The 25,166-nt window shown below is 70.8% G+C and carries 23 protein-coding genes; 13 read left to right on the top strand and 10 right to left on the bottom strand.

The features are described 5' to 3' along the window. Nucleotides 1–35: 35 nt before the first annotated feature. Nucleotides 36–470, bottom strand: a complete 435-nt coding sequence (locus tag ACR68M_RS32665; RefSeq protein ID WP_441247759.1) for a nucleoside deaminase — start codon at nt 468–470, stop codon at nt 36–38. Beyond that, a complete protein-coding gene (locus ACR68M_RS32660) occupies nt 467–1,285 on the bottom strand; it encodes an LLM class flavin-dependent oxidoreductase (RefSeq protein WP_441247758.1) in 819 nt (272 codons plus the stop codon). The genes ACR68M_RS32665 and ACR68M_RS32660 overlap by 4 nt, the downstream gene beginning before the upstream one ends. A 93-nt stretch (nt 1,286–1,378) precedes the next feature. On the opposite strand from ACR68M_RS32660, the gene ACR68M_RS32655 reads away from it, so the two are divergent. Next, nucleotides 1,379–1,825, top strand: coding sequence for an Lrp/AsnC family transcriptional regulator (locus ACR68M_RS32655; protein ID WP_441247757.1), 447 nt, complete (start codon nt 1,379–1,381; stop codon nt 1,823–1,825). A 10-nt stretch (nt 1,826–1,835) separates the two neighbouring features. Here the strand turns inward: ACR68M_RS32655 and ACR68M_RS32650 are convergent, their stop codons facing one another. Continuing rightward, nucleotides 1,836–3,221 (bottom strand): MFS transporter, encoded by a 1,386-nt coding sequence (locus tag ACR68M_RS32650; protein WP_441247756.1) that lies wholly within the window; start codon nt 3,219–3,221, stop codon nt 1,836–1,838. A gap of 191 nt (nt 3,222–3,412) precedes the next feature. Between ACR68M_RS32650 and ACR68M_RS32645 the strand changes: the two genes are divergently transcribed. Continuing rightward, entirely contained in the window at nt 3,413–3,997 is a 585-nt protein-coding gene (locus tag ACR68M_RS32645) for a helix-turn-helix domain-containing protein (RefSeq protein WP_441247755.1), read from the top strand. A 21-nt stretch (nt 3,998–4,018) separates the two neighbouring features. Here the strand turns inward: ACR68M_RS32645 and ACR68M_RS32640 are convergent, their stop codons facing one another. Continuing rightward, nucleotides 4,019–5,590: an APC family permease gene (locus ACR68M_RS32640; protein WP_441247754.1), complete on the bottom strand. Its 1,572-nt coding sequence runs from the start codon at nt 5,588–5,590 to the stop codon at nt 4,019–4,021. 346 nt (nt 5,591–5,936) lie between these two features. Here ACR68M_RS32640 and ACR68M_RS32635 point away from each other — a divergent pair, with 346 nt between their 5' ends. Together ACR68M_RS32635 and ACR68M_RS32630 are read left to right on the top strand one after the other, a co-directional pair. Beyond that, nucleotides 5,937–6,176 (top strand): chaplin, encoded by a 240-nt coding sequence (locus ACR68M_RS32635; protein ID WP_441251781.1) that lies wholly within the window; start codon nt 5,937–5,939, stop codon nt 6,174–6,176. Nucleotides 6,177–6,419: 243 nt separating this feature from the next. Next, complete coding sequence (locus ACR68M_RS32630) at nt 6,420–7,400, top strand: phosphatase PAP2 family protein (RefSeq protein ID WP_441247753.1); 981 nt, start codon at nt 6,420–6,422, stop codon at nt 7,398–7,400. A 73-nt stretch (nt 7,401–7,473) separates the two neighbouring features. Here the strand turns inward: ACR68M_RS32630 and ACR68M_RS32625 are convergent, their stop codons facing one another. The 4 genes from ACR68M_RS32625 to ACR68M_RS32610 form a co-directional block, all read right to left on the bottom strand. Beyond that, nucleotides 7,474–10,155 (bottom strand): TIM-barrel domain-containing protein, encoded by a 2,682-nt coding sequence (locus ACR68M_RS32625; RefSeq protein WP_441247752.1) that lies wholly within the window; start codon nt 10,153–10,155, stop codon nt 7,474–7,476. A 265-nt stretch (nt 10,156–10,420) separates the two neighbouring features. Next, the gene (locus tag ACR68M_RS32620; protein ID WP_441247751.1) at nt 10,421–12,976 is read right to left on the bottom strand and encodes a phosphocholine-specific phospholipase C; all 2,556 of its coding nucleotides are present in this window, start codon (nt 12,974–12,976) and stop codon (nt 10,421–10,423) included. 55 nt (nt 12,977–13,031) lie between these two features. Beyond that, on the bottom strand, nt 13,032–13,265 hold the full coding sequence (locus ACR68M_RS32615) for a ricin-type beta-trefoil lectin domain protein (protein ID WP_441251780.1): 234 nt from the start codon (nt 13,263–13,265) through the stop codon (nt 13,032–13,034). A gap of 199 nt (nt 13,266–13,464) precedes the next feature. Continuing rightward, a complete protein-coding gene (locus ACR68M_RS32610; protein WP_441247750.1) occupies nt 13,465–13,920 on the bottom strand; it encodes an ATP-binding protein in 456 nt (151 codons plus the stop codon). Between the two features lie 175 nt (nt 13,921–14,095). On the opposite strand from ACR68M_RS32610, the gene ACR68M_RS32605 reads away from it, so the two are divergent. The 9 genes from ACR68M_RS32605 to ACR68M_RS32565 all read left to right on the top strand — a co-directional run bounded on the left by ACR68M_RS32605 (nt 14,096) and on the right by ACR68M_RS32565 (nt 22,094). Next, complete coding sequence (locus tag ACR68M_RS32605) at nt 14,096–14,881, top strand: DeoR/GlpR family DNA-binding transcription regulator (protein WP_441247749.1); 786 nt, start codon at nt 14,096–14,098, stop codon at nt 14,879–14,881. Between the two features lie 187 nt (nt 14,882–15,068). Next, nucleotides 15,069–15,968, top strand: a complete 900-nt coding sequence (locus ACR68M_RS32600; RefSeq protein ID WP_441247748.1) for an SIS domain-containing protein — start codon at nt 15,069–15,071, stop codon at nt 15,966–15,968. Nucleotides 15,969–16,177: 209 nt separating this feature from the next. Next, complete coding sequence (locus tag ACR68M_RS32595; RefSeq protein WP_441247747.1) at nt 16,178–16,627, top strand: ATP-binding protein; 450 nt, start codon at nt 16,178–16,180, stop codon at nt 16,625–16,627. A 171-nt stretch (nt 16,628–16,798) separates the two neighbouring features. Beyond that, nucleotides 16,799–18,073, top strand: a complete 1,275-nt coding sequence (locus ACR68M_RS32590) for an extracellular solute-binding protein (protein ID WP_441247746.1) — start codon at nt 16,799–16,801, stop codon at nt 18,071–18,073. Between the two features lie 54 nt (nt 18,074–18,127). Further along, nucleotides 18,128–19,036 carry a carbohydrate ABC transporter permease gene (locus tag ACR68M_RS32585; RefSeq protein ID WP_441247745.1) on the top strand — a complete coding sequence of 303 codons (909 nt, stop codon included), beginning with the start codon at nt 18,128–18,130 and terminating at the stop codon, nt 19,034–19,036. Next, nucleotides 19,036–19,947 carry a carbohydrate ABC transporter permease gene (locus ACR68M_RS32580; protein ID WP_441247744.1) on the top strand — a complete coding sequence of 304 codons (912 nt, stop codon included), beginning with the start codon at nt 19,036–19,038 and terminating at the stop codon, nt 19,945–19,947. Before ACR68M_RS32585 ends, ACR68M_RS32580 begins: the two co-directional genes overlap by 1 nt. A 19-nt stretch (nt 19,948–19,966) precedes the next feature. Next, a complete protein-coding gene (glpX, locus tag ACR68M_RS32575) occupies nt 19,967–20,965 on the top strand; it encodes a class II fructose-bisphosphatase (RefSeq protein ID WP_441251779.1) in 999 nt (332 codons plus the stop codon). Next, nucleotides 20,962–21,123 carry a hypothetical protein gene (locus tag ACR68M_RS32570; protein ID WP_441247743.1) on the top strand — a complete coding sequence of 54 codons (162 nt, stop codon included), beginning with the start codon at nt 20,962–20,964 and terminating at the stop codon, nt 21,121–21,123. The genes glpX and ACR68M_RS32570 overlap by 4 nt, the downstream gene beginning before the upstream one ends. A 23-nt stretch (nt 21,124–21,146) precedes the next feature. Then, nucleotides 21,147–22,094, top strand: a complete 948-nt coding sequence (locus tag ACR68M_RS32565) for an ROK family protein (protein WP_441247742.1) — start codon at nt 21,147–21,149, stop codon at nt 22,092–22,094. Here the strand turns inward: ACR68M_RS32565 and ACR68M_RS32560 are convergent. Continuing rightward, nucleotides 22,087–24,222 (bottom strand): family 20 glycosylhydrolase, encoded by a 2,136-nt coding sequence (locus ACR68M_RS32560; protein ID WP_441247741.1) that lies wholly within the window; start codon nt 24,220–24,222, stop codon nt 22,087–22,089. The two genes, ACR68M_RS32565 and ACR68M_RS32560, sit on opposite strands and share 8 nt — an antisense overlap. 94 nt (nt 24,223–24,316) lie before the next feature. Beyond that, entirely contained in the window at nt 24,317–25,030 is a 714-nt protein-coding gene (locus ACR68M_RS32555; RefSeq protein ID WP_441247740.1) for a YoaK family protein, read from the bottom strand. Nucleotides 25,031–25,166 lie beyond the last annotated feature (136 nt).

Genomic DNA, 25,166 nt, shown 5'->3' with positions numbered 1-25,166 from the left:
TAAGCACTGTTACGATACGGGCCATCGTGGCCGGGTCACGGCCGGTAGTACTCGTCGATCGGGATGCGCGCCTCGGCGAACAGGGCCGGGCCGTCCTGGGTGGGCGTCGGCCAGGCGCCCGACTGCGGGTTGAGCTCGACGAGTTGCTCGGTGGAGAGCGCGTGGACGACGCGGCCGAGGCCGGAGCGGAGGATGCCGCCCGCGCACATGCCGCACGGCTGGCAGCTGGTGTACATGGTGGTGCGGGCGGCGGTGTCGGCGTCGAGTTCGCGGGCCGCCCAGCGGGCGAGCTTCAGTTCGGGGTGGGAGGTGATGTCGTCGTCGCGCCGCACGGTGTTGTGCGCCTCGGCGAGGATCGCGCCGTCCGGGCCGACCAGCAGGGAGCCGTACGGTGCATCCCCGAGGGTGACGGCGTGGGCGGCGATCTCGATCGCGCGTCGCAGCAGAGCCTCGTCGGCAGCGGTGATCACGGCGTTGTCCTCCAGTGGGTGGCCACGGCGGTGAGCGCCTGCCAGGCCGCTTGCGGCCGACGGGTCTCCTCCGGGTCTCCGTGGTACGGGTCGAGTACGACGGTTTCGGCACCGAGGGCCCGCAGTTGGCCGAGATCGCCGAGGATCTGCTCGAGGCTGCCGGTGCCGAGGGCCCGCTCGGGGTCGTCGATCGGTGCGGCGGTCAGCCTGAGGGCGATGCGGGGCGCCAGCGCTGGAAGCGCGTGATCCACCACGGCCGCGCGCAGCCTCGGGAGGGTGACCCGCAGCGGGTGCCAGGCGTCGCCGTACCTGAGGGTGCGTCGGATCGCGGCGTCGCTGTTGCCGCCGACCCAGACCGGAATCGAACCGGCCTGGTCACCCGACTCCTCGCGCCAGGCCTCCCGCAGGGTGGCGAGGTACTCGTCGGTGAGCCTGCCGCGTGCGGTGAACGGCACGCCGAGCGCCTCGTACTCCTGGCGCGCCCAGCCGACCCCCACGCCGAGCACGAGCCGACCACCGCTGAGCCGGTTGAGACTGACGGCCATCCGTGCGACCAGCAGCGGGTGCCGGTACGGCAGGATGAGCACGGTGGTGCCCAGCCGCACCTTCGTGGTGAGGCCGGCCAGCCAGGAGAGCGTGGTGAACGGGTCGTAGAACGGCGCCGGGTACCGCTCCGCCACGTCCGGGGTGTTGACCACGTGGTCCGACACCATGAGGAGGTCGAAGCCGAGCCCCTCCACCGTCCGCGCCCACTCGCGCAGCACGCCGGGATCTGTCCCGGGCCCGAAGTTCGGTACGTTGACGCCAAGTTGCATGCCTTGAGGCTATCCCGGCGATCAAGGAGACCGGAACAGCATTCTCCCGGTACTCACCGCCTCCTACCGTGGTTCTGCCGGTAGAATCGCGTCATGACCGCGAATCTTGACGACGTCGACTGGGCGATCATCGACCAGCTCCAGCAGGAGGCGCGCATCTCCCTCAGCGAGCTGGGCCGGCGCGTCAGCCTCAGCTCCTCGGCCACCACCGAACGCGTCCGCCAGTTGGAGGCGGCCGGGGTCATCTCCGGCTACCACGCCGTGATCGACCTGTCCAAGGTCGGCTACCCCGTCCTGGCGGTCGTCCGGCTGAAGTACCCGGGGAACCACCACCAACCGCTGCGCCGCCTGCTCGCCGAACGGCGCGAAGTACTGGAGTGCCTGCGCACCACCGGCGACGACTGCTACACCCTGAAGGTGGCCGCGACCTCCATGGAGCACCTGGAGACGCTCATGGACGAGCTGGCCGGCTTCGGCAGCACGACCACCAGCGTCGTCTACAGCCAGACCCTCCCCTACCGCGGGCCCACCAGGCCCTGACCCGGCCGGTCTAAGCCACCCCGACCTTGCGGCGCGCGCGGGCGAGGGCACGTGCCGCCAGGGTGAGGGCGGCGGCCACCAGGAGCGCTGCGAGGGCGAAGGTGGCCCGCATGCCGGTGGCGACGGCAGCGGGGCGGGCCGTGGTGATGTCCGTCGTCGCCGAGGCGAAGGCGAAGACCGCGCCCATGACCGCCGTGCCGGTGATGAGGCCGAGATTGCGGGACAGGTTGAGCATGCCGGAGACCACGCCGCGCTGCTCCGTTCCGACATCCGCCATGACGGCCGTGTTGTTGGCGGTCTGGAACACCGCGTACCCGGCGGTGACGACGACGATCGGGCCGAGGTAGCCGACCAGGCCGAGACCGATCGGCAGTACGGCCAGACCTGCCGCACCGGCCGCCATCGCGGCGAGGCCGCCGACGGCCATCCGGTGGACCCCGTACCGGTCCGCGACCCGGCCCGCCGGGACGCTGGTCAGTGCGGCGACCACCGGGCCGACCGACAGGGCGAGGCCGACCCCGGCCGGGGCGAGCCCGAGTGCCCGGGAGAGGTAGAACGGCCCGACGACCAGCGTCGCCATCATCACCGTCGAGACGAGCGCACTCGTCGCAAGGCCCGAACTCAGCACCGGATCACGGAACATGGCCGGTCGCACCAGCGGCGACACCGCCCGCGCCTCCGCCCGGACGAAGAGGCCGACCCCGACGGCGGCCGCGGCCAGCAGGGCGAGGTTGAGCGGGCCGAGACGCCCGTGCCCGAGCGTCATGGCGAGCGCGTACGCCGCCAGCGTCAGCGCGAGCAGCAGGGTGCCGACGTGGTCGAAGCGAGTCCGGCCGGGGCTCGAACCCGAACGGTCGGCGGGCAGGTGGCGGTGCGCGAGCAGCAGAGTCAGCACGCCCAGTGGTGCGTTGACGAGGAACAGCGCCCGCCAGCCGAAGCCGGAGATCAGCACCCCGCCGAGCGAGGGGCCGAGAGCGGTGCCGATCGCGGACATCGTCCCGAGCAGCCCCATCGCACTACCGGTCCGCGACTTCGGCACCGCCTCACCGGCGAACGCCATGGTGAGGGACATCATCACCGCCGCCCCCAGGCCCTGCGCGGCGCGGGCGGCGATCAGCAGCCAGAGCGTCGGTGCGAGACCGCAGAGCACCGAGGCCGCCGTGAACAGCGAGATCCCGGCCAGCAGCAGCCGCCGACGGCCGGTCAGATCACCGAGCCTGCCGACGCTGACGATCAGTGCGGTGATCGCGAGGAGGTAGGCGAGCACGATCCACTGCACCTCCTGGAAGGAGGCGTCGAAGGCCCGCGCCATGGTCGGCAGGCCGACGTTGGCGATGCTGGTGCCGAGCGAGGAGAGCATCATCGAGAGTGCGAGGCCCGCGAGCACCCAACGCACCGACGGTGGGCCCTCCGAGCTGTCCGCCGTTCTCCGGCCGGGTTCTGCTGCTGTCGATTTCACCGGTCACTCCACTTCTCTGGTCCCGCCCCTCCCGTCGTCGGAGCGTTCATGCCTCAGAGCGTGGACCGGCTGCACAGGTCCGGCAAAGTCTTGTTGCTGTTTCCGGGACGGCGCAGTGGAATGCCCCCATGGACGAATCCCTGCCCCACCAGACGGTCCTCGACGAGGTCGGCCCCCGGCTGAAGCGGCTGCGTACCAAGCGCGGCCTCACCCTGGCCGCATTGTCGGAGTCGACCGGCATCTCCAAGAGCACCCTTTCCCGGCTGGAGTCCGGGCAGCGCCGTCCCAGCCTCGAGCTCCTGCTGCCGCTCGCCTCGGCCTACCGGGTGCCGCTGGACGACCTGGTCGGCGCACCCGAGGTGGGTGACCCCCGGGTGCGGCTGAGCCCTCGCAGTCTGCCGAACGGGGGGACGTTCGTGCCGCTGACGCGGACTCCGGGCCCGCTCCAGGCCTACAAGCTGGTCATCCCGGACCGGGGCGCCGAGCCGGCCCTGCGCACCCACGAGGGCTACGAGTGGCTGTACGTGCTGGACGGCCGCCTGCGCATCGTCCTCGCCGAGCACGACTTCGTCCTCGGTGCCGGCGAGGTCGCCGAGTGGGACACCCGGGTGCCGCACTGGTTCGGCAGTGCCGACGGGCGGCCGGTGGAAGTCCTCAGCCTCTTCGGCCGGCAGGGCGAGCGCATGCACGTCCGCGCGAAGTCCCGTACCTGACCGGCCGGAGGGGCTGAGGCGTCAGGGCGCGTCCGCCGGGTCGGCGGCGCTGACGGGCACGTCGGGGTGACGGAACCAGGAGCCCTGCACCGCCCACTGGATCAGCATCAGCACAGCGCCGAGCAGCAGGGCTCCCAGCCCGATCACGGTCACGCCGCCGGTGCGGCCGAAGACCGGGAGGTCGATCGAGGTGGCGCCGTAGTCGGGCTGGGCGTAGACGTCGAAGGCGCCGTAGCAGAAGAAGTAGAGCAGGCTGAGCCCGCCGAGCAGCGGCAGCAGGCCCTTGAAGAGGAAGTCGCGCGGGCTGCGGGTGAGGACACGGCGGTAGTACCAGACGCAGGCGAAGCCCGTCAGGCCGTAGTAGAACGCAATGCCCAGGCCCACCGATGCGATCGAGTCGGTGAGCACGTTGCCGCTGATCGCGGTGAGCAGCACGTAGAAGGCGATCGAGGCGATCCCCATCCCGATGGTCGACCAGGTCGGGGTCTGGTGGCGCGGGTGCACCCGGCCGAACTGCTCGGGCAGGGCCCGGTGGACGGCCATCGAGAAGGAGGTGCGGGCGGTGGGCAGGATGGTGGTCTGGGTGGAGGCGGCGGAGGAGGTCAGCACCAGGAAGATCAGCAGTTTGGTGAGGAACCAGCCGAGCCCGGTGCTGCCGAAGACCGCGCCGCCGAGGCCGGAGAGCACGTCGCCGGAGTTGTCGGGGTTGGCCAGGCCGATGCCGTCGGTGCCGACCCCCGCGAAGCTCTGCGCCGAGGTCGAGACCAGGGCGTAGATGACCAGCAGCAGGACGGTGGACATCACGGCGGCCCGGCCGGGGGTGCGGGCGCTGTCAGCGGTCTCCTCGTTGACGGAGACGGCGGTGTCCCAGCCCCAGTAGATGAAGACGGCGGAGAGGATGCCCGCCGTCAGCGCGCTCGCCGACGGCACGTCGAAGGGGTTGAACCAGGAGCCGGTGATGTGGATCGCGGTGGGCGGCGGGTGGCTGCCGTAGGCCTTGACCAGGGCCGTCACGGAGAACAGCAGGAGCACCGCGATCTCGATGCAGAGCAGCCAGCGCTGGAGGGCGGCGGAGATCTCGATCCCGACGTAGCAGATGAGGGTCATGACGACGATCCACAGCACCCCGGCGATCGTCGTCCAGGTGCTGTTCGCGGCCAGCGACTCCAGGCCGACCAGCCGGAAGCCGTAGATGCCGGCGATCTGGGCCAGGTTGGCCATCACGATGATGTCCGCGACGATGATGCCCCAGCCGCCCATCCAGCCCGTCCGTGGGCCGAACGCGCGCGCCGCCCAGGTGAAGGTGGTGCCGCAGTCCGGGTCGGAGGCGTTCAACTCCTTGTAGGCGTAGGCGATCAGCAGCATCGGGATGAACGCCAGGATGGTGACGATCGGCGCCTGGAGGCCGACCCCGGCCACGATCAGGCCGAGCGTCGCCGCGAGGCTGTAGGCGGGCGCCGTGGAGGCCAGCCCGATCGCCACCGAGGAGAACAGGCCCAGGGCGCCGCCCTTGAGGCCCTTCTCCCCCGCGCCGGAGCTGATCACCGTCGGCGCGGCCGGTACCGGTCTCTTCGACGGGGACACTTCCGCCACCCCGCTCTCTCCCGCACATCCCGGCACGCCCGGGTCTGCCCAGGTCCGCTCGGAGCCCGTCCCTGGTCCGCGGACTCCCGAGCTGCCGAGTCTGCAAGATCCCGGGCGCCCGGGGCGGTCAACACCCGAACTCCTGCGACAAATAGCACCTTTCAGCCTACCGCTTAGCGCCGATGGCGGAAGATCGGCGCCGCAGACGCCTCCGGGCGGGTGAAACCTCGGTGCGCCGACGCGCCGCGCGGCGGGTCGTGAGCCAAAACTTGCTCCGTGGTCACCTCGGGTGCCTTCCGGCACGAGGTGACCGCTGCATGACCAGGCACCATCCCCCTCAGGAATGGAGAAGACCATGAAGGACATCCGCAAGGCCATCGCGCTCGCTGTGGCCGCCGGAGCGCTCGTCCTCGGCTCTGCGGGCGCCGCCAGCGCCGACGCGACCGCCGAGGCCGTCGTCACCGGATCGCCGGGAGTCCTCTCGGGCAACAACATCCAGATCCCGATCCACATCCCGATCAACGTGTGCGGCAACAGCATCAACGTGATCGCCCTGCTCAACCCGGCGTTCGGCAACACCTGCGTCAACGCCTGACGTTCCAGCTGAGAGGGGCCGGCGCGACGCGTCGGCCCCGTGGCTTGTCACGGCCTCCGCTTGTCATGGCCTTTCTTAGATTTCCCTGACACGGCTGTGGTGCTCCTGTGAAGCTGCGCCCCTTTCATCCGGTTTCCTCCGGTTCGGGCCGCAAGTTCTCATGTCGAGGGGCAGCTTCCACTCGAACGGCATTGCTACGGTGACCCGGCCCGAATGTCGTTGCCCCACGAAGGAAGCGCCAGCGTGAGCCGTCTGTCACCCTCGGCCGAGGTCCATCGCACCGCCGCCACCCCCGCCACCACCAACATCAGCACCGCGACCGGCAGACCCACCGCCGTGTCCCGGCTGCGCCTGCTGGCCTGGCCCGCGTACGCCGCCGCCCTGGTCTGGTACCTGCAGACCAACGGCCTGCCCTACGCCAACGACATCGTCTTCTGCTGGCTGATCGGCGCGCTGATCGCGATGGCCGTGCACAGCGGCCACCGGGGCGGCTGGCTGCGGGTGCTGCGGGACTGGGTGCCGGTGATGGCCGCCGTCTGGACGTACTCGCTGCTGCGCGGCTACGGCGCCCACACGCCGTGGCCGGTGAAGTACCGGCCGCAGCTGGTCCTGGACCAGTGGCTCGGCGCGGGGCAGACCTGGACGGTGCGGCTCCAGCACTGGCTCTGGCAGCCCGGCCATCCGCACTGGTACGACTACGCGGCGACCACCGTCTACATGTCGCACTTCTTCGTGGTCTTCGTGCTGCTCGCGGTCTTCTGGAAGCGCCAGGACAAGCGCTTCCACCGCCTGCTCGCGCTCTACCTGGCCGTCACCTTCGCGGGCTTCGCCACGTACGTGCTCTACCCGGCCGACCCGCCGTGGCTCACCGCGCTGGACGGGCACATGCCGGCGGTCAGCCGGATCGTGCAGGAGGTCTTCGAGCACAGCGGCCTGCACCGGGCCGGGTCGGTCTTCGAGAACGGCAGCCGCTTCGACAACGACGTGGCCGCGATGCCCTCGCTGCACGCCGCCTACCCGATGCTGCTCGCCTTCTTCCTCTGGCCCACCGCCGGGCGGCGGCTGCGCGTGCTGCTCGCCGCGTACCCGCTGGCGATGGGCTTCACCCTGGTCTACGGGGGCGAGCACTTCGTCACCGACGTGCTGGTCGGCTGGCTGTACGCGGCGGTGATCCACCGGCTGCTCACCCGCTACCTGGACGCCAGGGCCGCCCGGACCCGCTGAGCACGGGCATCGGCGCACACGGGCGGCCGCACCGGAATCCCGGTGCGGCCGCCCGCCGAGCAGAGACGTCAGGTCAGCCCGAGATGCCTCCGGCGCCGGCCAGCAGCATCGAGAAGCCGCTCGCGGTCGGCAGTTGCGCGGTCTTGACGTGCACGACGCCCGCGGCGGCGTCGTAGCTCCAGCCCGCCGACGCCGCGTCCAGCTGCGCCTGGGAGGCGTAGCCGCTCAGCGGCCGCTGGTTCAGCAGCACCGTGGCCGGAGCCGCGCCGACGTGCACGGTGAACTCGTACGACCGCGCCGCCGGCTTCCCGGTGTAGCTGCCGACGCTCGGGCCGACCGTCACGAAGGTCGCGCCGTGGCCCTGGCCCACGGACCGGACGGAGACCTGCTGGGTGGCGCTGGCCCCCTGCTGGTAGGCGCGGGTGGTGCCGTCGTCCTCGTAGAGGGTGTAGTCGTGCTGCCCCTGGGCGTAGATGTCGTAGTCCAGCCGGGCGGTGTCCCGAGTCTGCCAGGAGAGCGTGCCCTTGGGCCACATCGGCACGATGGCGCCCGCCTTCACGAAGAGCGGCAGGGTGTCCAGCGGGGCGTGGTAGCCGTTGACGGTGGTCGGGCCCTGGTAGGTCTTGCCCGTCCAGTAGTCCACCCAGGTGCCCTTGGGCAGGTAGATGCCGTTGCGGGTCTCGGAGTTGTCGTAGACCGGGGCGACCAGGAAGTCGCTGCCGCTGAGGAACTCGTACTTGGCCGCGTCACCCCAGGTGTTGGGGTCGTCCGGGTACTCCAGCACCAGCGGCCGGACGGCGCCGACGCCGTCCTTGTGGGCCTGCGCCGCCAGCGTGTAGAGGTAGGGCAGCAGGCGCTCCTTGAGCTGCAGGTAGCGGTTGTTGACCGAGGTGTACGGCTCGCCGGAGGCCCACGGCTGCTTGTCGCTCTTGGCCCAGCCGTCCATCGTCATGATGGTCGGGATGAAGGTCTTCGCCTCCAGGTCGCGGGTCTCCACCTTGGGGTCGCTGCCGAAGATCCCGCCGACGTCCCCGGTGTTGTAGGCGATGCCGGACATGGTCGACCCGGCGTAGGTGGGGATCTGCCAGCGGACGTAGTCGTAGGTACCGGTCTGGTCACCGCTCCAGAGCACGCCGCAGCGCTGGGCACCGGCCCAGGAGACCGGCAGCCAGACGAAGCTGCGGGCGTCGCTGTTGTTCTCGATGCCCGCCTTGGCCTGGTCGCAGGCGTCGAGCGCGAACTGGTAGCCGGGGCCGACCCAGCCGACGTCCAGCTTGCGCACCCGCACGCCTGCCTTGACCTCCTCGTCCTGGTTCGGCAGGCCGGTCGAAGTCCACAGGCCCAGCTGCATGTTGTGGTTCCGCAGGGCCTGGCCGGTCTGCTGGAGGTCCTCGTAGCCGCAGCCGTAGCCGTCGTTGACCAGCATCCAGCCGAGCGGCGTCTGGTTGGCGGTGTAGTTGTCGGCGACCTTCAGCGAGTCGGCGGTGTGCCGCTCGCCCCGGTTGGCGTTGTGCAGGTAGCAGTCGGAGTCACCGGGCTCCAGGCCGTAGACGGGCGGCATGAAGGGCTTGCCGACGAGGCCGGTGTACTGGCCGATGACCTTCTTGAGGTCACCGTAGAAGTAGTAGCCGTCGAAGCGCCGCTCCTGTGCGGAAGTGTGCACCGGAGCACCGAAGTTGTAGACGCCGGGTGCGAAGGTGTTGCGCAGCACGCCGTAGCCCGCGGTGGAGAGGTAGAACGGCTGGGAGTTGTTGTAGCCGCCCTCGTTCCAGTTGAAGCTGTTGGCGACGTGGACGGTCTTGTCACGGTGCGAGAAGCTGCCGTTCTGTTCACCGGCGCCGAAGAACTGCTCCTGCGGGCCGCGCTGCAGCGACTGCGACATGGCGTCCTGCGTCCAGGTCAGCCCCCTGGTCTCCTGCCAGACGGCGGTGCGGTTGTCCGCGGTGTAGAGCGCGAAGCGCAGCGGGGTCTTGTAGGCGCGCAGCACCAGGCTCTTGGAGGCGATGGCGAAGTAGTCGCCGGCGTCGAACTCCCTGACGTCCGCGATGGTTGACGGTGCGTCATGGATGATCTCGCGCCCGGCCGGGTCGGTGAAGGTCCCGTCGGGTGCGAGCTGGAGCCGGAAGACGTCCTGCGAGGTGAAGTCGACCCGGGCGCGTGCGGCGCCGGCCTCGATGAGGTAGCCGTTCCCGGAGCGGGAGATCGCGGTGGCGTTGCCCACCGTGCTGGTCTCGGGGATCTGGGCGGTGGCGGTGTAGCCGGAGTTGGTGACCGCGTACGGCACGACCAGCACGTGGTAGGTGCCGGAGGCGTTCGGGATGACGGTCGCCTCGGGGTCGGTGGAGCCGGCGCTCTCGGCGACCTCGTGGCCGGTGCTGTCGTAGATGTAGAGGTCGAAGTCGTTCGACGGGTCGGGCCAGTTGATGGATACCGGCACTCCGCCGTCGGGGTTGTCCTGCCAGTAGTCGGCCGGGACGTCGACGGTGAGATCGAAGTGGTCGCAGGTGAGGCCCTGCGGGTCGTTCGCCTGGGTGGGGCAGTGCGCCGGATCGGCGACCGAGCCGGCGGCGTAGGTCTGGCCCTGCCAGGTCAGTGACCGGTTGCCGGTCAGGGAGAGGGTGCCGGCCGACGGTGTCGCCGCGTGTGCGGCGGGCTGTCCGGCGATCAGGGCACAGAGCACCGCAGCGACTGCGGTGACGGCGGAGCTACGGGCGCGCCAAAGGCGCGACCCGGCGATGCGCGGGGTCCTTCTCATGCTGCCGCCCAACTGATGAGGGGTGAGTGACGGTCGCGCAGCCGGTGCGACCGTCACCCGGATGCCTCGGGCATGACAAGGCACAATCCGGGACAACAGGCGCACCTAGCGTGACTCTTGAGGACCCTAGCAGTCCATTTCTGCGCGCTCAATGGCTAGTTGAGGCATGAATGAGCATTATCGCGCAGGATTTCCGTACAGGTATCGGCACATGGCAAAGCAGAGGCGGCCCCCGCGCGGGGCCGCCTCTGCGGGAGGGGCAGGGTCAGCTGTTGGCGAAGCCGAGGGGGGCGAGTTCGGCCGCGCTGGTCCAGGGGCCCCGGTTGCCGGCTTCGGTCAGGGCCCGCAGGCGCAGGTAGCGGGCCGTGGTGGGCCAGCACCGGGTGGTCTGGCGCGCTGCCGTGTCGGCGAAGGTGCCGGTGGCGACCGGTGTGCCCCAGGTGGTGCCGTCGGTGCTGAGGTACAGCTCGTACTGGCCGATCCGGCCGTTGAGGCCGCCGTCCTGCCGGGGGAGGTACGACAGGCCGGTGACGGTCCGGAGGCCGCCCAGGTCGAGCTGGATCTCGTGCGGGAGCGCGTCCGTCCCGGTCGACCACCTGGTGTGCCAGATGGTGCCGGGGTTGCCGTCGACGGCGTTGACGGCGGCCCCGTTCTCGGCGGTTATCTCCTGACTGTCGAAGTACTTGACGGTGACGGCGAGTTGACCGGAGCCCATGACGGGGTCGCTGATGCTCTCGGAGCCGTTCTCCAGGTGCCCGGCGAAGCGGCGCAGGAAGCCGTCGCGGGTGTCCGCGGTGGCCGTCAGGTCGTACCAGCCGCCGAGGCCGTAGGCGGTGGAGAAGTAGTCGCTCGCGGTGCCGCCGGGGGCGAGCGGGTAGGTCCAGGGGCCGTCGCCACGGTTGTTGGGGCGGACGGTGAGGGTGCACGCGGCGGTGCCGGTGTTGCGCATGTCGAGCCAGACCCGGTTGGCGGCGGGGTCGTGGCGCAGGGTGACCTCGGGGTTGGCGTTGCCGGAGGTGGTGGCCGTGACGCGGTTGCCGGTGAAGCGGCGGACGAAGCCGTTGGGGCCGATCGCGGTCAGGTCGTAGGCGCCGGTGGGGGTACCGCCCTGCCAGGTGTCGCCGAGGGTCTTGCCCGACTCGACGGTGTACCGCCAGGGGCCGTCGGTGCGGAAGGCGTTGGCGTAGACGTAGAAGTGCGCTCCGGCACTGCCGTTGCTGGCGAAGGTGAGGCCGAAGGAGCCCGCGGTGACGCTGCCGGAGACGGCCAGGTCGTACGGAAGCGGGCGGGCCGGGCGGGTGCCGGGCTCCTGGACCGGCATGGTCTGGACCGTCGGCGGGGCGGGGTTGGTGCTTCGCGGGCCACCGGTGAGCACGGGCGGCGGCAGGGTGGGGTAACTGACGTTCGCCGTGGTGGTGTCCAGCGCGGCGGTCAGGTCCCCGCACACCGCGCGGCGCCAGGGCGAGATGTTCGGCTCGGCGACGCCGGTCCACTTCTCCAGGAACTGCAGGACGGAGGTGTGGTCGAACACCTGGGAACAGACCTTGCCGCCCCGGCTCCAGGGGGAGACCACCAGCAGCGGCACGCGCATGCCCAGGCCGATCATCTCGTTCTGGTAGACGTCCTCGGTGGTGGCCGCCGTGGAGAGGCCGTCGGCGGCGCTGACCGGCGGGGCGGGCGGCGGCATGTGGTCGAAGAAGCCGTCGTTCTCGTCGTAGTTCAGCAGGAAGAGGGTCTTGTTCCACACCGCCGTGTTGGAGGCCAGCGTGTCCAGGACCTGCTTGACGAGGTCGGCCCCGGTGTTCGGTCCCCAGTCCGGGTGTTCGGACTGGTTCTCGGGAGCCACGATCCAGGTCACGGCCGGGAGCTTGCCGGCGGCGACGTCGGCGCGGAAGGTGGTGGCGAGCTGACCGGGCTGCACGCGGGCCAGGCCCCGGTCGTAGAGGCTGCGTTCGGCCGCGCTGAGGGTGGCCAGGCCCTGGTTCAGCTGACCGAGCAGCTGCGTCTGGCGGGCGGCGGTGGCCGCCTGCACCGCGTAGTAGAAGTACTCCAGCTTCGGGAAGGGGTTGCCCTTGTCGTCCCGGGCGTAGGCCAGTGCCTTGTTGCCCACAGCGAGGAAGGAGGTGAAGAAGTCGAGGCTGTTGTCGCCGTAGTTGTCCCACTCCTGGTAGACCTTCCAGCTGCGGCCCGCGCCCTCCAGGCGCTCCGCGTAGCTCGTCCAGGTGTAGCCCGGGTGGCTGGGGTTGCCCCACGCGTCGTTGCCGATCGCGCGGACGGTGGTGCTGCCGGGCTCGTAGCCGAGCTTGCCGGACCACAGGTACAGCCGGTTGGGGTTGGTGGGCCCCAACTCCGAGCAGTGGTAGGCGTCGCAGATCGTGAAGGCGTCGGCGAGCGCGTGGTAGAAGGGCAGGGCGGAGCGGTCGAAGTGGGCCATCGTCTGGGTGCCCTTCTTCGGCACCCACTGGTCGCTGCGGCCGCCGTTCCAGGCGGCGTGGCCGGAGGTCCAGTCGTGGGCGGTGCCGGAGAGGAACTGGTCGTCGACCCGGAATGGCAGCACGTACCCGGAGCCGTTCGGCTGCTTGAAGACCGGGTCGCCGTTCGGCAGCTTGACGGCCGCCGGGTCGTTGAAGCCCCGGACCCCACGCAGGGTGCCGTAGTAGTGGTCGAACGACCGGTTCTCCTGCATGAAGATGACGACGTGTTCGATGGTTCCGAGATCGCCGGTCGGCGCGTCCAACGCCAGGGCGTTGCGCACGCTCAGCGGCAGCAGGGCGAACCCGGACGCCAGAGCGCCCGCTCTGAGCAGGTCACGACGCTTCATGGATGACTCCTCGTCAGATGGGGAATTCGGCAGGCAGTGCGTCGGTGCGGAGGTGCTACGGAGCGGGCGGGGTGTCGAAGGGGGCGGTCCAGGTCTGGTTGGGTTGGTGGGTGCCGCAGGCGTAGGTGTCGACGACGGCGTTGGGGTCGGCGAAGTTGCTGCCGGTGATGTCGATGCAGGCGCCGCTGTCCTGGCGGAGCTGGCCCTGCCGGTTGTAGGTCCACCTCTGCTTGCCGTCGGCGCTGTTATCGACACCGGCGGTGGCGGAGGCGCCTGTCCGGGAGGCCAGGGGATGCCGCCACTGTCATTCCAGCGGCGGCCAGAGCGGTGGCGGACACGAGCCCGGCCAGCCGTCGGTGCAGTCTCATAGGGGCTCCGAACAGAGTGTGGGGGTGTTTAAAACTGCTTGATAGAGCCGCTATCAATGCAGATTTGCGCAAACCGTGCCAGCTTGACCGGACGGAGTCAAGAGGTTGGGAGCCGTAGCCTCACGCGGACTCGATGCCCATGGCCACTCGGACTTCACGACCCCACGGCCCCTGCCGGATCTGTACCGAGGCGGCGAGGCAGTCCACGATGGCGAGCCCACGGCCGCACTCCTCCTCGGCCCGGCCGTCGCCCGCGCCGGAAGCCGGGAGTGCGGGATCCCCGTGGTCGGCCACCACTATCCGCAGGACCGGGCCGTCGAGGGCGAGCCCGACCGTCATGGTGTGCCGCCCGTGCACAGCGGCGTTGGCGGCGAGTTCGCCGACGACGAGCACCGCCGAATCCCGGTCGGCCTCGGCGACACCCCAGAGCGCGAGAAGGCGTTCGACGAAGTGCCGGGCCTCTCGGACGTACGCCGCCTTCGCGGGCATGGCCGCTTCGGCGCGCCGCACCGGCACCCCGCCGGACGCGGGCAGCGCGGCGGTGCGGACAGCGGGAAGAGAGGGGGTGATCGTCATGGCGCGGCCCTCGGGGTTCTCCGGACGGAGTCCGGCTCGCCCCCCTTGGCAGGCTTGCAGGTGAAGTCTGATGCTTCAAGCTGCAGCTTCCTGGACACTTTGGTGCTTGTTCCGTCATCGGTCAACATCTACCGAGCGGTACTCTTCAGCACCGACAGAGACGTGAGGAGTGGCCATGGGGACGCACGAGAGGTGGACACGACTGCTCGAGATCCTGGGCGATCAGGGCCGGATCGAGGTGGGCGAGGCCGCCGAGCTGCTGAAGGTCTCCTCCGCGACCGTCCGGCGCGACATGGACGAACTCGCAAGCCAGCAGCTGCTGGTGCGCACCCGCGGCGGCGCCGTACTGAGCGGTGTCGCCTACGACCTGCCCCTTCGCTACAAGACCGCGCGCCAGGCCGACGAGAAGCACCGGATCGCCAGGGCCGCCGCCGCGATGATCCCGCCGGGGGCGGTGGTCGGCCTCAACGGCGGGACCACCACCTCGGAAGTCGCCCGCGAGCTCGCGACCCGCGCCGACCTCGCCCAGCACAGCGGCGGCACGGCCCTGACCATCGTCACCAACGCGATCAACATCGCCAACGAGTTGGCGGTGCGGCCGTACGTGAAGACCGTGGTGACCGGCGGCGTGGCCCGCCCGAACTCCTACGAACTTACCGGCCCGTTGGCCACCATGGTGCTCCAGGGGATCTCGCTCGACTACGCGATCCTCGGCGTGAACGCCGTCGACCCCAAGTCCGGCGCAGCCACCCACGACGAGGGCGAGGCCAGCGCGAACCGCGCGATCGCCGAGCGGGCGGACAGGGTGATCGTGGTGGCGGACTCCACCAAGATCGGCCGTCGCGCCTTCGCCCAGGTCTGCGCGATCCACGAGATCGCGGTGCTGATCACGGACAAGGGAGCCCCGGAGGAGATCGTCGAGCAGCTCGTCGCCCAGGGCATGGACGTGATCTGCGTCTGACCCTTCGCAGGTACACCTGCACGCCAGGACCCATGTCGGCGGTGACCGAGGCAGCCCCTCGGTCACCGCCGAAGTCATGCCCGGCCGCAGCAACCGTTGCAACATACTGTTGTTGACTGCGCAAAGATGCTTGAATATGCGTCATACAGATCAGCTTTCATCATGTGATCATGAGAGGGACGAGCGAATGACGCACGTAGAGACGACGCACGTGGAGACAGAGATCGCCAGCCAGCCGGAGTGCTGGGGCCGGGCGGCGGAACTCGCCACAGCCGGGCACAGCGCCCTGCCCCAGACAGGCGAGCGGGTCGCCATCGTCGGGTGCGGGACCTCGTACTTCATGGGTCAGGCGTACGCCTCGCTGCGCGAGTCGAGCGGGCAGGGGGTGACGGACGCCTTCGCCGCATCCGAGTTCCCCGGCGTCCGCTCCTACGACCGCGTGATCGGGCTGACCAGGTCGGGGACCACGACCGAGGTGCTGGACCTGCTCGAAAGGCTGCGCGGCAAGGTCCGGACCGCCGCCATCACGGCGGACCCGAACACACCCGTGATGTCGGCGGCCGACGACGTCGCCGTCCTGGCCTTCGCCGACGAGCAGTCCGTCGTCCAGACCCGGTTCGCCACCACGGCGCTCACCTTCCTGCGCGCGCACCTGGGCCTGCACACCGCGTCCGTGGAACGGGACGCGCACCGCGCGCTGAAGGAGCCGCTGCCCGAAGGCCTGGTCACCTCCTCGCAGTTCACCTTCCTGGGCCTCGGCTGGACGGTCGGCCTGGCCAACGAAGCCGCCCTGAAGATGCGCGAGGCCACTCTCGCCTGGGCCGAGGCGTACCCGGCGATGGAGTACCGCCACGGCCCCATCAGCATCGCCGCCCCCTCCACCGTGACCTGGATGCTCGGCGACGCGCCGGGCGGCCTCGCCCAGCAGGTGGAGGCGACCGGCGCCGCCTGGATCGAGGGCGGGCTCGACCCGCTGGCCGAGCTGGTGCGCGTCCACCGTCTCGCCGTGGCGCTGGCGGCGGCCAAGGGCCTGGACCCGGACCGGCCGCGCAACCTGACGCGCTCCGTGATCCTCGCCGACGCCTGACCCCCATCAGCCGGCACCCACCACCCAGTACCCACCTCACCTACGTGTCCCCTACCCACCACCTACGACCGGTGCGCTCCGTTATCTCGCCGTGATGCCCCGGGCGCCCGCCGGGGAGCCTCCGGAAGGCCTGATGGAAAGGACGAATCGGACACGGTCGAGGCCGAGGAAGACCGGCCCCCTCCCCCGAGAAGTTCGAGGAGGCCCTCTTGTACGCCATCGCCACCCCGCTCGCCGAGGCATCCGCCGGCCCGATCCTCCCCCGCCAGGCCCAGGTCTCCCACGTCTGGCGGCTGCCGCACCGCCCCGAGTCCGCCGGCGTCGCCCGCCGCGTGACCCATGCGGCTCTCGGCGCCTGGGGTGTCGGTGGCGACACCGTGGAACAGGCCGTACTCGTCGTGTCCGAACTCGTCACCAACGCAGTCGAGCACGCTCTGCCGCCGGTCGCCCTCCACCTTTCGCGCCCCCTCCCCGGCGGCACCCTCCACATCGAGGTCGACGACGGCGGCCCCGCCCCGCAGGAGGGCGCCTGGGCCTCCAGCTGCGCGCCGGAGGAGCGCGGCCGCGGCAACACCATCGTGGCCATGGTCGCCGCCACCCACGGCCACCGCCCGCTGCCGGGCGGCGCCGCGCACTGGGCCGACCTGGCCACCGGCTGAACGCCGCGCGGCCGCCCTCCACACACATTCACAACAGTCTGGCAACGAGGGCTGGACCAGCGCGGGCGCCTGATGAACACTGATGCGTGAAGTTGATTCAAACCTGCTAGCTTTGCGCATCTTCGCTCACTACTCTCCGGCGTCGACCGGGAGTCCAAGGAGGTCCTTGCCATGAAGAAGCGAATGATCACTCTGCTGTCGATCGGCACGATCGGCGCGCTCTCGCTCACCGCCTGCGGCAGCAGCGGTGGCAGTGGCAGCACCTCCGCGGACGGCCCGGTGACCCTGAAGCTGGTCGCGGCCGATTACGGTGACAAGGCGGCCAACAGCTCGAAGGCGTACTGGGACGGTGTCGCCCAGGCCTTCCAGGCGGCGAACCCGAACATCAAGGTCGATGTCCAGGTCGTGAACTGGAATGACATCGACAAGCAGGTCAAGACGATGATCCAGAGCGGCAACCAGCCGGACATCCTGCAGACCGGCGGCTACGCCGACAAGGTCGCCGACGACCTGCTCTACAAGGCCGGTGACGTGCTGTCGATCGGCGTGCAGGCCAACTTCATCAACACCTTCGCCAAGGCCGGCCAGGTCGACGGCACCCAGTACGGCATCCCGTTCGTCTCCTCCGCCCGCGCGTTCTTCTACAACAAGGCGATCTTCGCGCAGGCCGGCATCGCCGACGCCCCCAAGACCTGGGACGACGTCAAGACCGACGCCGCACTCATCAAGGCCAAGGTCCCCGGCGTCACCCCCTACGCACTGCCGCTCGGCCCCGAGGAGGCCCAGGGCGAGTCGATGATGTGGGAGCTCGGCAACGGCGGCGGCTTCACCGACGCCAACGGCAAGTACAGCCTCGACAGCCAGGCCAACACCGACACCTTCAACTGGCTCAAGACCAACCTCGTCGACCCCGGCCTCACCTACCCCAACCCCGCCACCACCGACCGCAAGACCGCCTTCGCGGACTTCGCCGCCGGCAAGGCCGCCATGCTCAACGGCCACCCCTCACTGATCCAGATGTCCAAGGACGGCAAGGTCGACTACGGCGTCACCGCCATCCCCGGCAAGGCCGGCGCCCTCAAGAACACCCTCGGCGTCGCCGACTGGGTCATGGCGTTCAAGAAGAACGGCCACCGCGAACAGGTCAAGAAGTTCCTCGACTTCGCGTACTCCAAGGAGAACACCCTCAAGTTCGACGAGCTCTACAACCTGATGCCCGTCACCCAGGACACCCTCCGCGACATGACCGGCAACCCCGCCCACAAGGACCTCGCCCCGTTCTTCGCCCTCCTGCCCAGCGCCTCCTTCTACCCCCTCGGCGACACCAGCTGGGACGCTGTCTCCGCCGAGATCAAGAAGAGCGGCGGCAGCGCCGTCAAGGACGACCCCGCCAAGGTCCTCGGCGACCTCCAGAAGAAGGCCCAGGCCGCAGCCGCCAACAAGTAACACCCGCTCCTCCTCCCCCACCACGCCGTCGTACCCGTACGGAAGGCACCACCGGTGTCCCTCACCTCCTCCCGCACCAAGGCCACCCGCTCGCGCGGCCTCGATCGGCTCGGCCCGCTCCCGTGGATCGGCCCGGCCGTCCTGCTGATCGTCCTCGTCGTGCTGTGGCCGGTCTACGAGATGATCCACACCTCGTTCCAGCGGATCAGCACCAGCGGCTTCGTCCGTGGCTCGGCCGGCCTCGACAAGTACCGCAAGCTCCTCGACGAGGCCGACCTCGGGCACGTCCTGACCGCCACCGTCGTCTGGACGGTCGTCGTCGTCAGCGTCACGATGATCGCCTCGCTGGCCCTCGCCCAGCTGTTCAACCAGCAGTTCCCCGGCCGTCGGCTCACCCGCTGGGCGCTGATCGCCCCCTGGGCGGCCTCCGTCCTGATGACCGCCATCGGCTTCAAGTGGATGCTCAACCAGACCGCCGGCGTCCTCAACACCGCCATGGTCGACCTCGGCGTCATCGACAACCCGAAGGACTGGCTCGGCGACCCGTCCACCGCCTGGCCGTGGATGATGTTCGTCGCGGTCTTCGTCTCCCTGCCCTTCACCACCTACACCCTGCTGGCCGGTCTCCAGACCGTCCCTGCCGAGCTCTACGAGGCGGCCGAGGTCGACGGTGCGGGCACCTGGCGCACCTACCGCCTGATCACCCTGCCGCTGCTGCGCCCCGCCTTCCTCGTCGGCGTGGTCATCAACCTGATCAACGTCTTCAACTCCTTCCCCGTCATCTGGGGCATGACGCAGGGCGGGCCCAGCAGCGACACCGCCACCACCACAGTCTTCATGTACCAGCTGAAGGACACCGACATCGGTGAGAGCGCGGCCATGTCCGTCCTCAACTTCGCCCTGGTCGTCATCATGGTGCTGCTCTTCCTCAAGGTCAGCCGCTGGAACGAGGAGGACAACTGATGACCCAGCAGACGCTCGACCGGCCCCGGGCCCGGCAGGGCCGGCACCGGCCGGTCACCACGGCCCGGCCCGCCACCCGCCGCCCGAACCCCCGCCGCCTGAGCCCCCGCACCCTGGTGATCACCGCCGTCGCCTGGCTGCTGGCCGCCGTCTTCCTCCTCCCCTACGCGCAGATGGTGATCACCGCCCTGCGCCCGGCCGACGAGCTGCGCGACGCGACCTTCCTGCCCAGGCACTTCGCCTGGTCCAACTTCATCGACGTCTGGCGCGAGTCCAGCCTCGGCGGCAACCTCCGCGTCACCCTGCTGGTCGCCACCGGCTCCACCCTGCTGGTGCTGGTGGTGGCCCTGCCCGCCGCCTACTACACGGCCCGGATGAAGTTCCGCGGGCGCAAGCTCTTCCTGCTGCTCGTCCTGGTCACCCAGATGTTCCAGCCGACCTCCCTACTGGTGGGCCTCTACCGCGAGTTCTACCAGCTGGACATGCTCAACTCGGTCTGGACGCTGGTGCTCTGCAACGCCGCCTTCAACCTGGCGTTCGCGATCTGGATCCTCAGCGCCTACATCGGCTCCATTCCCGTGGCGCTGGAGGAGGCCGCGATGATCGACGGGCTGAGCCGGTTCCAGGCCCTGATCCGCGTAACGCTCCCGCTCGCACTGCCCGGGGTGGTCACGGCCGTCATCTTCACCTTCATCGCGGCCTGGAACGAGTTCGTGATGGGCCTGACGCTCTCCACCGTGCCCGACAGCCAGCCGCTCACCGTCGGCATCAACAACTTCATCGGCAACTACACCGTCCAGTGGAACTACCTCTTCGCCGGGTCGATCGTCGCCATCCTCCCGGTGGTGGTCCTCTTCGCCTTCATCGAACGCCAGGTCGTCTCCGGTCTGACCGCCGGCTCCGTCAAGTAACCCGCCGCCGCACCCGAGGATCCCCGTGCCGATCGACACCCACCCGGCCGCCCGGCGGCCGGACCGCAACCTCGCCCTCGAACTGGTCCGGATCACCGAAGCCGCCGCGCTGGCCGCCGGCCGGTTCGTCGGGCGCGGTGACAAGAACGGCGCCGACGGCGCCGCGGTCGCGGCGATGCGCTCGCTGTTCTCCACCGTCGCGATGGACGGCGTCGTCGTCATCGGGGAGGGCGAGAAGGACCAGGCCCCGATGCTGTTCAACGGGGAGCGCGTCGGCGACGGCACCGGCCCGCGCTGCGACGTCGCGGTCGACCCGGTCGACGGCACCACGCTCACCGCCAAGGGCATGGACGACGCGATCGCCGTGCTGGCCGTCGCCGAGGCCGGCACGATGTTCGACCCCAGCTCCGTCTTCTACATGGACAAGCTCGTGGCCGGCGCCGAGGCCGCCACGGCGGTGGACATCACCGCGCCGCCCGAGGTGAACGTACGGGCGGTGGCCAGGGCCAAGGGCGTCGCGGTCGGCGACATCACGGTGGTCGTCGTCGACCGCCCCCGGCACGCCCAGCTGGTGGCCGCAGTCCGCGCGGCGGGCGCGCGGATCAGGCTCATCTCGGACGGGGACGTCGCCGGTGCGATCATGGCCGCCCGGGACGGCAGCGGCGTCGACCTGCTCCTGGGCATCGGGGGGACTCCGGAGGGCGTCATCGCCGCCTGCGCCGTGCGCTGCACCGGCGGCGTCATCCAGGGACGGCTCCGGCCGAGGGACGACACCGAACGACGCCGGGCCCTGGACGCCGGACTCGACCCCGACCGGGTGCTCACCACCCACGACCTCGTACGCGGCGACGACGTCTTCTTCGCCGCGACCGGCATCACCAACGGCGAACTCCTCCCCGGCGTCCGCTACCACGGCGCGACCGCCACCACCAGCTCACTGGTGATGCGCTCCCGCACCGGCACGATCCGCCGGATCGACTCCGAGCACCGCCTGCCACGGACGAGCCCGACCCCGTGACCAGACGCCTCGCCTGCGCCTACCTGCTGAGCTGCCTCGCCCCCGTGGCCGCCTGCGGCGCGCTCGGCCGCTCCCAGGCTCCCCGGCCCCGGCTGGGGCGGAACCGGGGCCGGAGCCGGCCGCCGCAGGCCGCGCCGGACACCCGACGGGAGCCCTGAACCCGCAGGAGAGAGGAGACACCGTGCACCAGGCGCAGACCCCGGCGTACGTGATCGGGTTGGAGGTCGGCGGTGCGCGGATCAGGGGCGTCGCGATGGACTCGGACGGCACCCTCGTGCACACCGGGTACCGGCAGACCCGGGTCGGGCGCGGCCCCGACGCCGTCCTGGAGACCGTGCTGGAGTACGCCGCCGACCTCGCCCGCCGCTACCCGCCGGCCGCGGCGGGCATCGCCGTACCCGGCCTGGTCGAGGAGGCGGCCGGGCTGTCCGTCTTCTCCGCCCACCTCGGCTGGCGCCAGATGCCGGTACGCCGCTGGCTCGCGGAGGAGCTCGGCGTGCCGGTCGCCTTCGGCCACGACGCCCGCGTCGGCGCCCTCGCCGAGGCCCGGCTCGGCGCGGGCCGCAAGAGCCGCTCCTTCCTCTTCGTCCCGGTCGGCACCGGCATCGGCGCCTCGATGGTGCACCAGGGACACGCCCTGGCCGACCCGGACGGCCGCACCGGCGAGCTCGGCCACGCACTGGTCCGGCCGGGCGGCGACCCGTGCCCCTGCGGCAGCCGGGGCTGCCTGGAGACCGTCGCCTCGGCCGCCGCCATCGCCCGCCGCTACCGCCTGCTCACGGGCGGGACGGGCATCACCGCCCGCGAGGTCCAACGCCGGGCCGAAGCCGGTGACCCGGCCGCCGCGCGGATCTGGCGCGAGGCCGTCGAGGCGCTCGCCGACGGGCTGAGCCCCGTGGTCGACCTCCTCGGCCCCGAGCGCATCGTCATCGGCGGCGCCCTGGCCCAGGCCGGGAAGAGCTACTTCGACGCGCTCCGGACCGCCCTGGCCACCCGGCTCGCGCTGCGCAGACCGCCCCGGCTCGTCGCCGCCCGCTTCGGCCGACAGGCCGGTGTCATGGGCGCCGCCCTGCTCGCCCGGCAGCTACGACCGTCTCGGCCCGGCCCGCCCAGGCCGCAGCTCAGTTGACCGTCCAGTGCTGCAACGCCGAGTTGGTGTCGGGCTGTTGGGTGACCAGGGCGCCGTCGGCCGTCGAGGCGGTGGTCAGGAGCAGCCCGCTCCGCACCGAGGCGAGGGTGTAGCCGCCACCGGGGAGGGCGGTGGCTCGCCAGCGCTGGTTGGGGGTGGCGGCGCAGGTGTACTGGATGACGGTGGCGCCGGCCGAGGTCGAGCCGCCGTTCACGTCGAGGCAGAGGTGGGAGGCTCCGTTGGTGAGGGTGTAGGAGCCGTCGGTCTGCTGGGCGAAGGTCCACTGCTGGTTGCTGCCGCCGTGCAGGGCCCAGGTGTCCAGCTGGGTGAGGGTGGCCGTGGAACTCGCCGGGTCGTCCAGGGCCTGGCTGCCGGTGGTCACGGTGTGAACGCCGTTGAGGGAGCCGGGAGTTCCGCCGGCGGGCCAGGTGATGTCGGGGGCGGCGTAGAAGCCGATGCCCGCGGCCGTCCAGCGCGGCCCCTGGGTGGCGAGGCGGCGGCTGAAGTCCGTCCAGTCGTGGGTGGACCGGGGCGACCAGCCGATCTCGGCGATGGCGGGCAGACGGGGGAAGCTCATGTGGTCGGCGTAGACGGACGGTTCGGGGAACTGGCCGGTGGAGGTGGGCAAGCTGGTGCTCCCGGCGTAGGCCCGGTCGGCCCAGAGGGCGGCCTCGACACCGGCGATCCGGTCGGCCGGGACGACGGGCGAGCTGCCGTCCGTCGCGGCGACGGTGGTGGCCGGGTCCCAGTCGTAGGCCTTCCGGACCGGGACGTAGCCCTCCCAGGACAGGCCGTACGGGGTACCGGCGTCGTACTTCATGTCCAGGTAGGCGTGGTCGCCGGGGGACATCACGAACGCCGCCCCCTGCGCGACGCCGGAGCGGGCCTGCCGGATGCCGGCGGACTCCTGCGCGGTGCCGACGGTGGATTGGTCGCTCGCGTCGCCCCAGTACTGGAGCAGGCTGTTCGCCGGGAGGGTGCCCTGGCCGAGCTGGTGCCAGCCCATCACCCTCTTGCCCTGCGCGGTGACCGCCGTGGTGGCCGCCGAGACGTAGGCGGCGTACTCGGCGGCCGTCGCCTGGGGCGTCTCGTCGCCGCCGATGTGGAGGTAGGGGCCGGGGGTGAGTGCCGCCACGGCGCTGATCACGGTGTTCAGGAAGGTGCTGACGTTGCCGACGTGCTGCGGGTCGCCGAGGCAGTACAGGCTGATGCCCACGTCGAAGCCGGAGTACGGCGCCCTCGCCCGGTCGTCGCAGTTCAGGTCGGCTGCCGAGGCGAGCGCGGCGGAGGAGTGGCCGGGGCCGTCGATCTCCGGGACGACGGTCATGTAGCGCGACTTCGCGTACGCCACGAGGTCCTGGTACTCGGCGGCGGAGTAGTACCAGGACGTGCCGCCGGTGAAGCCGCTCTGCGTGCTCGCGCCCACGGCGGTCAGGTTCGGCAGAGCGCCGACGGCTATCCGCCAGCCCTGGTCGTCGGTCAGGTGCAGGTGGAGCGTGTTGATCTTGTAGGCAGCCGACTCGTCGATGTAGCGCTTCACTTCGGCCACGGGGTAGAAGCGGCGCGCCACGTCGAGCATCACGCCCCGGTAGGAGTACCGGGGAGAGTCGGCTATCCGGACGGGGGCGACCGTCCACGGCCCCGGCATGACGGTGCCGGACTCCACGGCTGCCGGGAGCAGTTGGCGCAGGGTCTGGACGCCCCGGAACAGCCCTTCGGCCCCGTGCGCAGTCACCGTCACGCCACCGCTTCCCGAGCTGAGGGTGTAGCCCTCGGCCCCGAGCGAGGACGGGCCGGTGGGGTCGAGGACGACGGCGCCACTCCGGGGTTGGGTGGAGCTGACGACCGGCAGCGCGTAGCCGGTGGCCGGGGCCAGCAGGCCGGCCAGGTACCCGGCGACGCCGAGCGCGGCGGGGTCGGTCGACAGCACGTCGACCGGAGTCCGGGCGGCCAGGGTGAACCCAGCGCCCGTGACGGCGGATTCGGACACCGGCTGGGGCACGATCGCCGGCAGGCCCGGGGCCACCGGAGCGGCGGTGACGACCGTCGCTCCCGACAGCAGGGGGACTGCGACGGCGAGAGTGGCGAGAAGGGCGAGACCACGGCCCCGCTGATGGAACAGACGCATCGGTGACTCCATTCAGGTGAACAAGTCCGCGCCCGGCCGATGCGCAATTCTGCATGCTAGTGCGGGAAATGGAACAAGTACAAGCATCCACCGCCTACGCGGACTCCCGGTAGAGGAACGCCACGGAGCCGGCCAGCACCGCCGCGGCCACCAGAGCCCAGACGGTCTGCCCGTGCAGCACCAGGAACGCGCCCGGTGCGGCACCCGCCACCATGGCGGCGACCGCGAGGATCCTGCGCCGCTGGCGCAGCCCGGTGCCGCCGCCCGGCCGGGAGTCGGCCGCCATGCCGGCCAGGGTGAGGGTGAGCACGGTGGTGGTGAGGTCCGGCACGCCGAAGCTGCGCACGGTGCCGTTGCGCAGCCCCATCGCCACGGCCACCAGCGCGATCGCGGCGAAGCGCGCGCCCCCTTCCGTCCCCCCGGCGATGACGACGGCAGCGGCCACCCCGTGCAGCACGACCTCCAGGAGCAGGGCTCTCCGCAGCCGCCGACCCCGGCGGGCGACATCGCGCTTTCCCACGAGGCGACCGGCCAGCGTCGCACCGAACAGGAAGGCGCCGAGCGAGGTCGCCGAGCCGAGGACGGAGAAGCCGGGGGCTCCCGCCAGGGCGAACCCGATCACGACGACGTTGCCGGTCATGTTCGCCACGAAGACGTGCCCGAGGCCGAGGTAACTCACGGCGTCGACCAGGCCGCTGACCGCCGTGAGGGCGAACAGCGCCAGTGCCAGCGGATGGCTGTCACGGACCTTCGGCCCGGGGACCAGTGGCACGGCGTCAGCCGGGGGTTCCGCTGCCGGCGTGGTCACGCTGCCTCCTCGTGGCGCGGCGGGAACACGGCAACGAGCACCACTCCCGCACAGCGGCGGCCCACTGCTCCTGACACCGTGCCAGAAGAAGCAGCCGTCCGCCGGAGCCGCGCCCTGGCCGACGGGAACCGGGTCA

Origin of the sequence: Kitasatospora sp. McL0602 (genome assembly GCF_052076145.1) — a bacterium.
Classification (GTDB): domain Bacteria; phylum Actinomycetota; class Actinomycetes; order Streptomycetales; family Streptomycetaceae; genus Kitasatospora.
Note: the sequence above shows the minus strand (reverse complement) of the source record. Positions and strands in the feature narration are given on the sequence as shown.

Excerpts from the sequence above, each read along its gene's own strand:
- ACR68M_RS32660 (WP_441247758.1), bottom strand. The coding sequence starts at position 1,285 with ATGCAACTTGGCGTCAACGTACCGAACTTCGGGCCCGGGACAGATCCC.
- ACR68M_RS32655 (WP_441247757.1), top strand. The coding sequence starts at position 1,379 with ATGACCGCGAATCTTGACGACGTCGACTGGGCGATCATCGACCAGCTC.
- ACR68M_RS32645 (WP_441247755.1), top strand. The coding sequence starts at position 3,413 with ATGGACGAATCCCTGCCCCACCAGACGGTCCTCGACGAGGTCGGCCCC.
- ACR68M_RS32635 (WP_441251781.1), top strand. The coding sequence starts at position 5,937 with ATGAAGGACATCCGCAAGGCCATCGCGCTCGCTGTGGCCGCCGGAGCG.
- ACR68M_RS32625 (WP_441247752.1), bottom strand. The coding sequence starts at position 10,155 with ATGAGAAGGACCCCGCGCATCGCCGGGTCGCGCCTTTGGCGCGCCCGT.
- ACR68M_RS32620 (WP_441247751.1), bottom strand. The coding sequence starts at position 12,976 with ATGAAGCGTCGTGACCTGCTCAGAGCGGGCGCTCTGGCGTCCGGGTTC.
- ACR68M_RS32610 (WP_441247750.1), bottom strand. The coding sequence starts at position 13,920 with ATGACGATCACCCCCTCTCTTCCCGCTGTCCGCACCGCCGCGCTGCCC.
- ACR68M_RS32605 (WP_441247749.1), top strand. The coding sequence starts at position 14,096 with ATGGGGACGCACGAGAGGTGGACACGACTGCTCGAGATCCTGGGCGAT.
- ACR68M_RS32600 (WP_441247748.1), top strand. The coding sequence starts at position 15,069 with ATGACGCACGTAGAGACGACGCACGTGGAGACAGAGATCGCCAGCCAG.
- ACR68M_RS32590 (WP_441247746.1), top strand. The coding sequence starts at position 16,799 with ATGAAGAAGCGAATGATCACTCTGCTGTCGATCGGCACGATCGGCGCG.
- ACR68M_RS32580 (WP_441247744.1), top strand. The coding sequence starts at position 19,036 with ATGACCCAGCAGACGCTCGACCGGCCCCGGGCCCGGCAGGGCCGGCAC.
- ACR68M_RS32560 (WP_441247741.1), bottom strand. The coding sequence starts at position 24,222 with ATGCGTCTGTTCCATCAGCGGGGCCGTGGTCTCGCCCTTCTCGCCACT.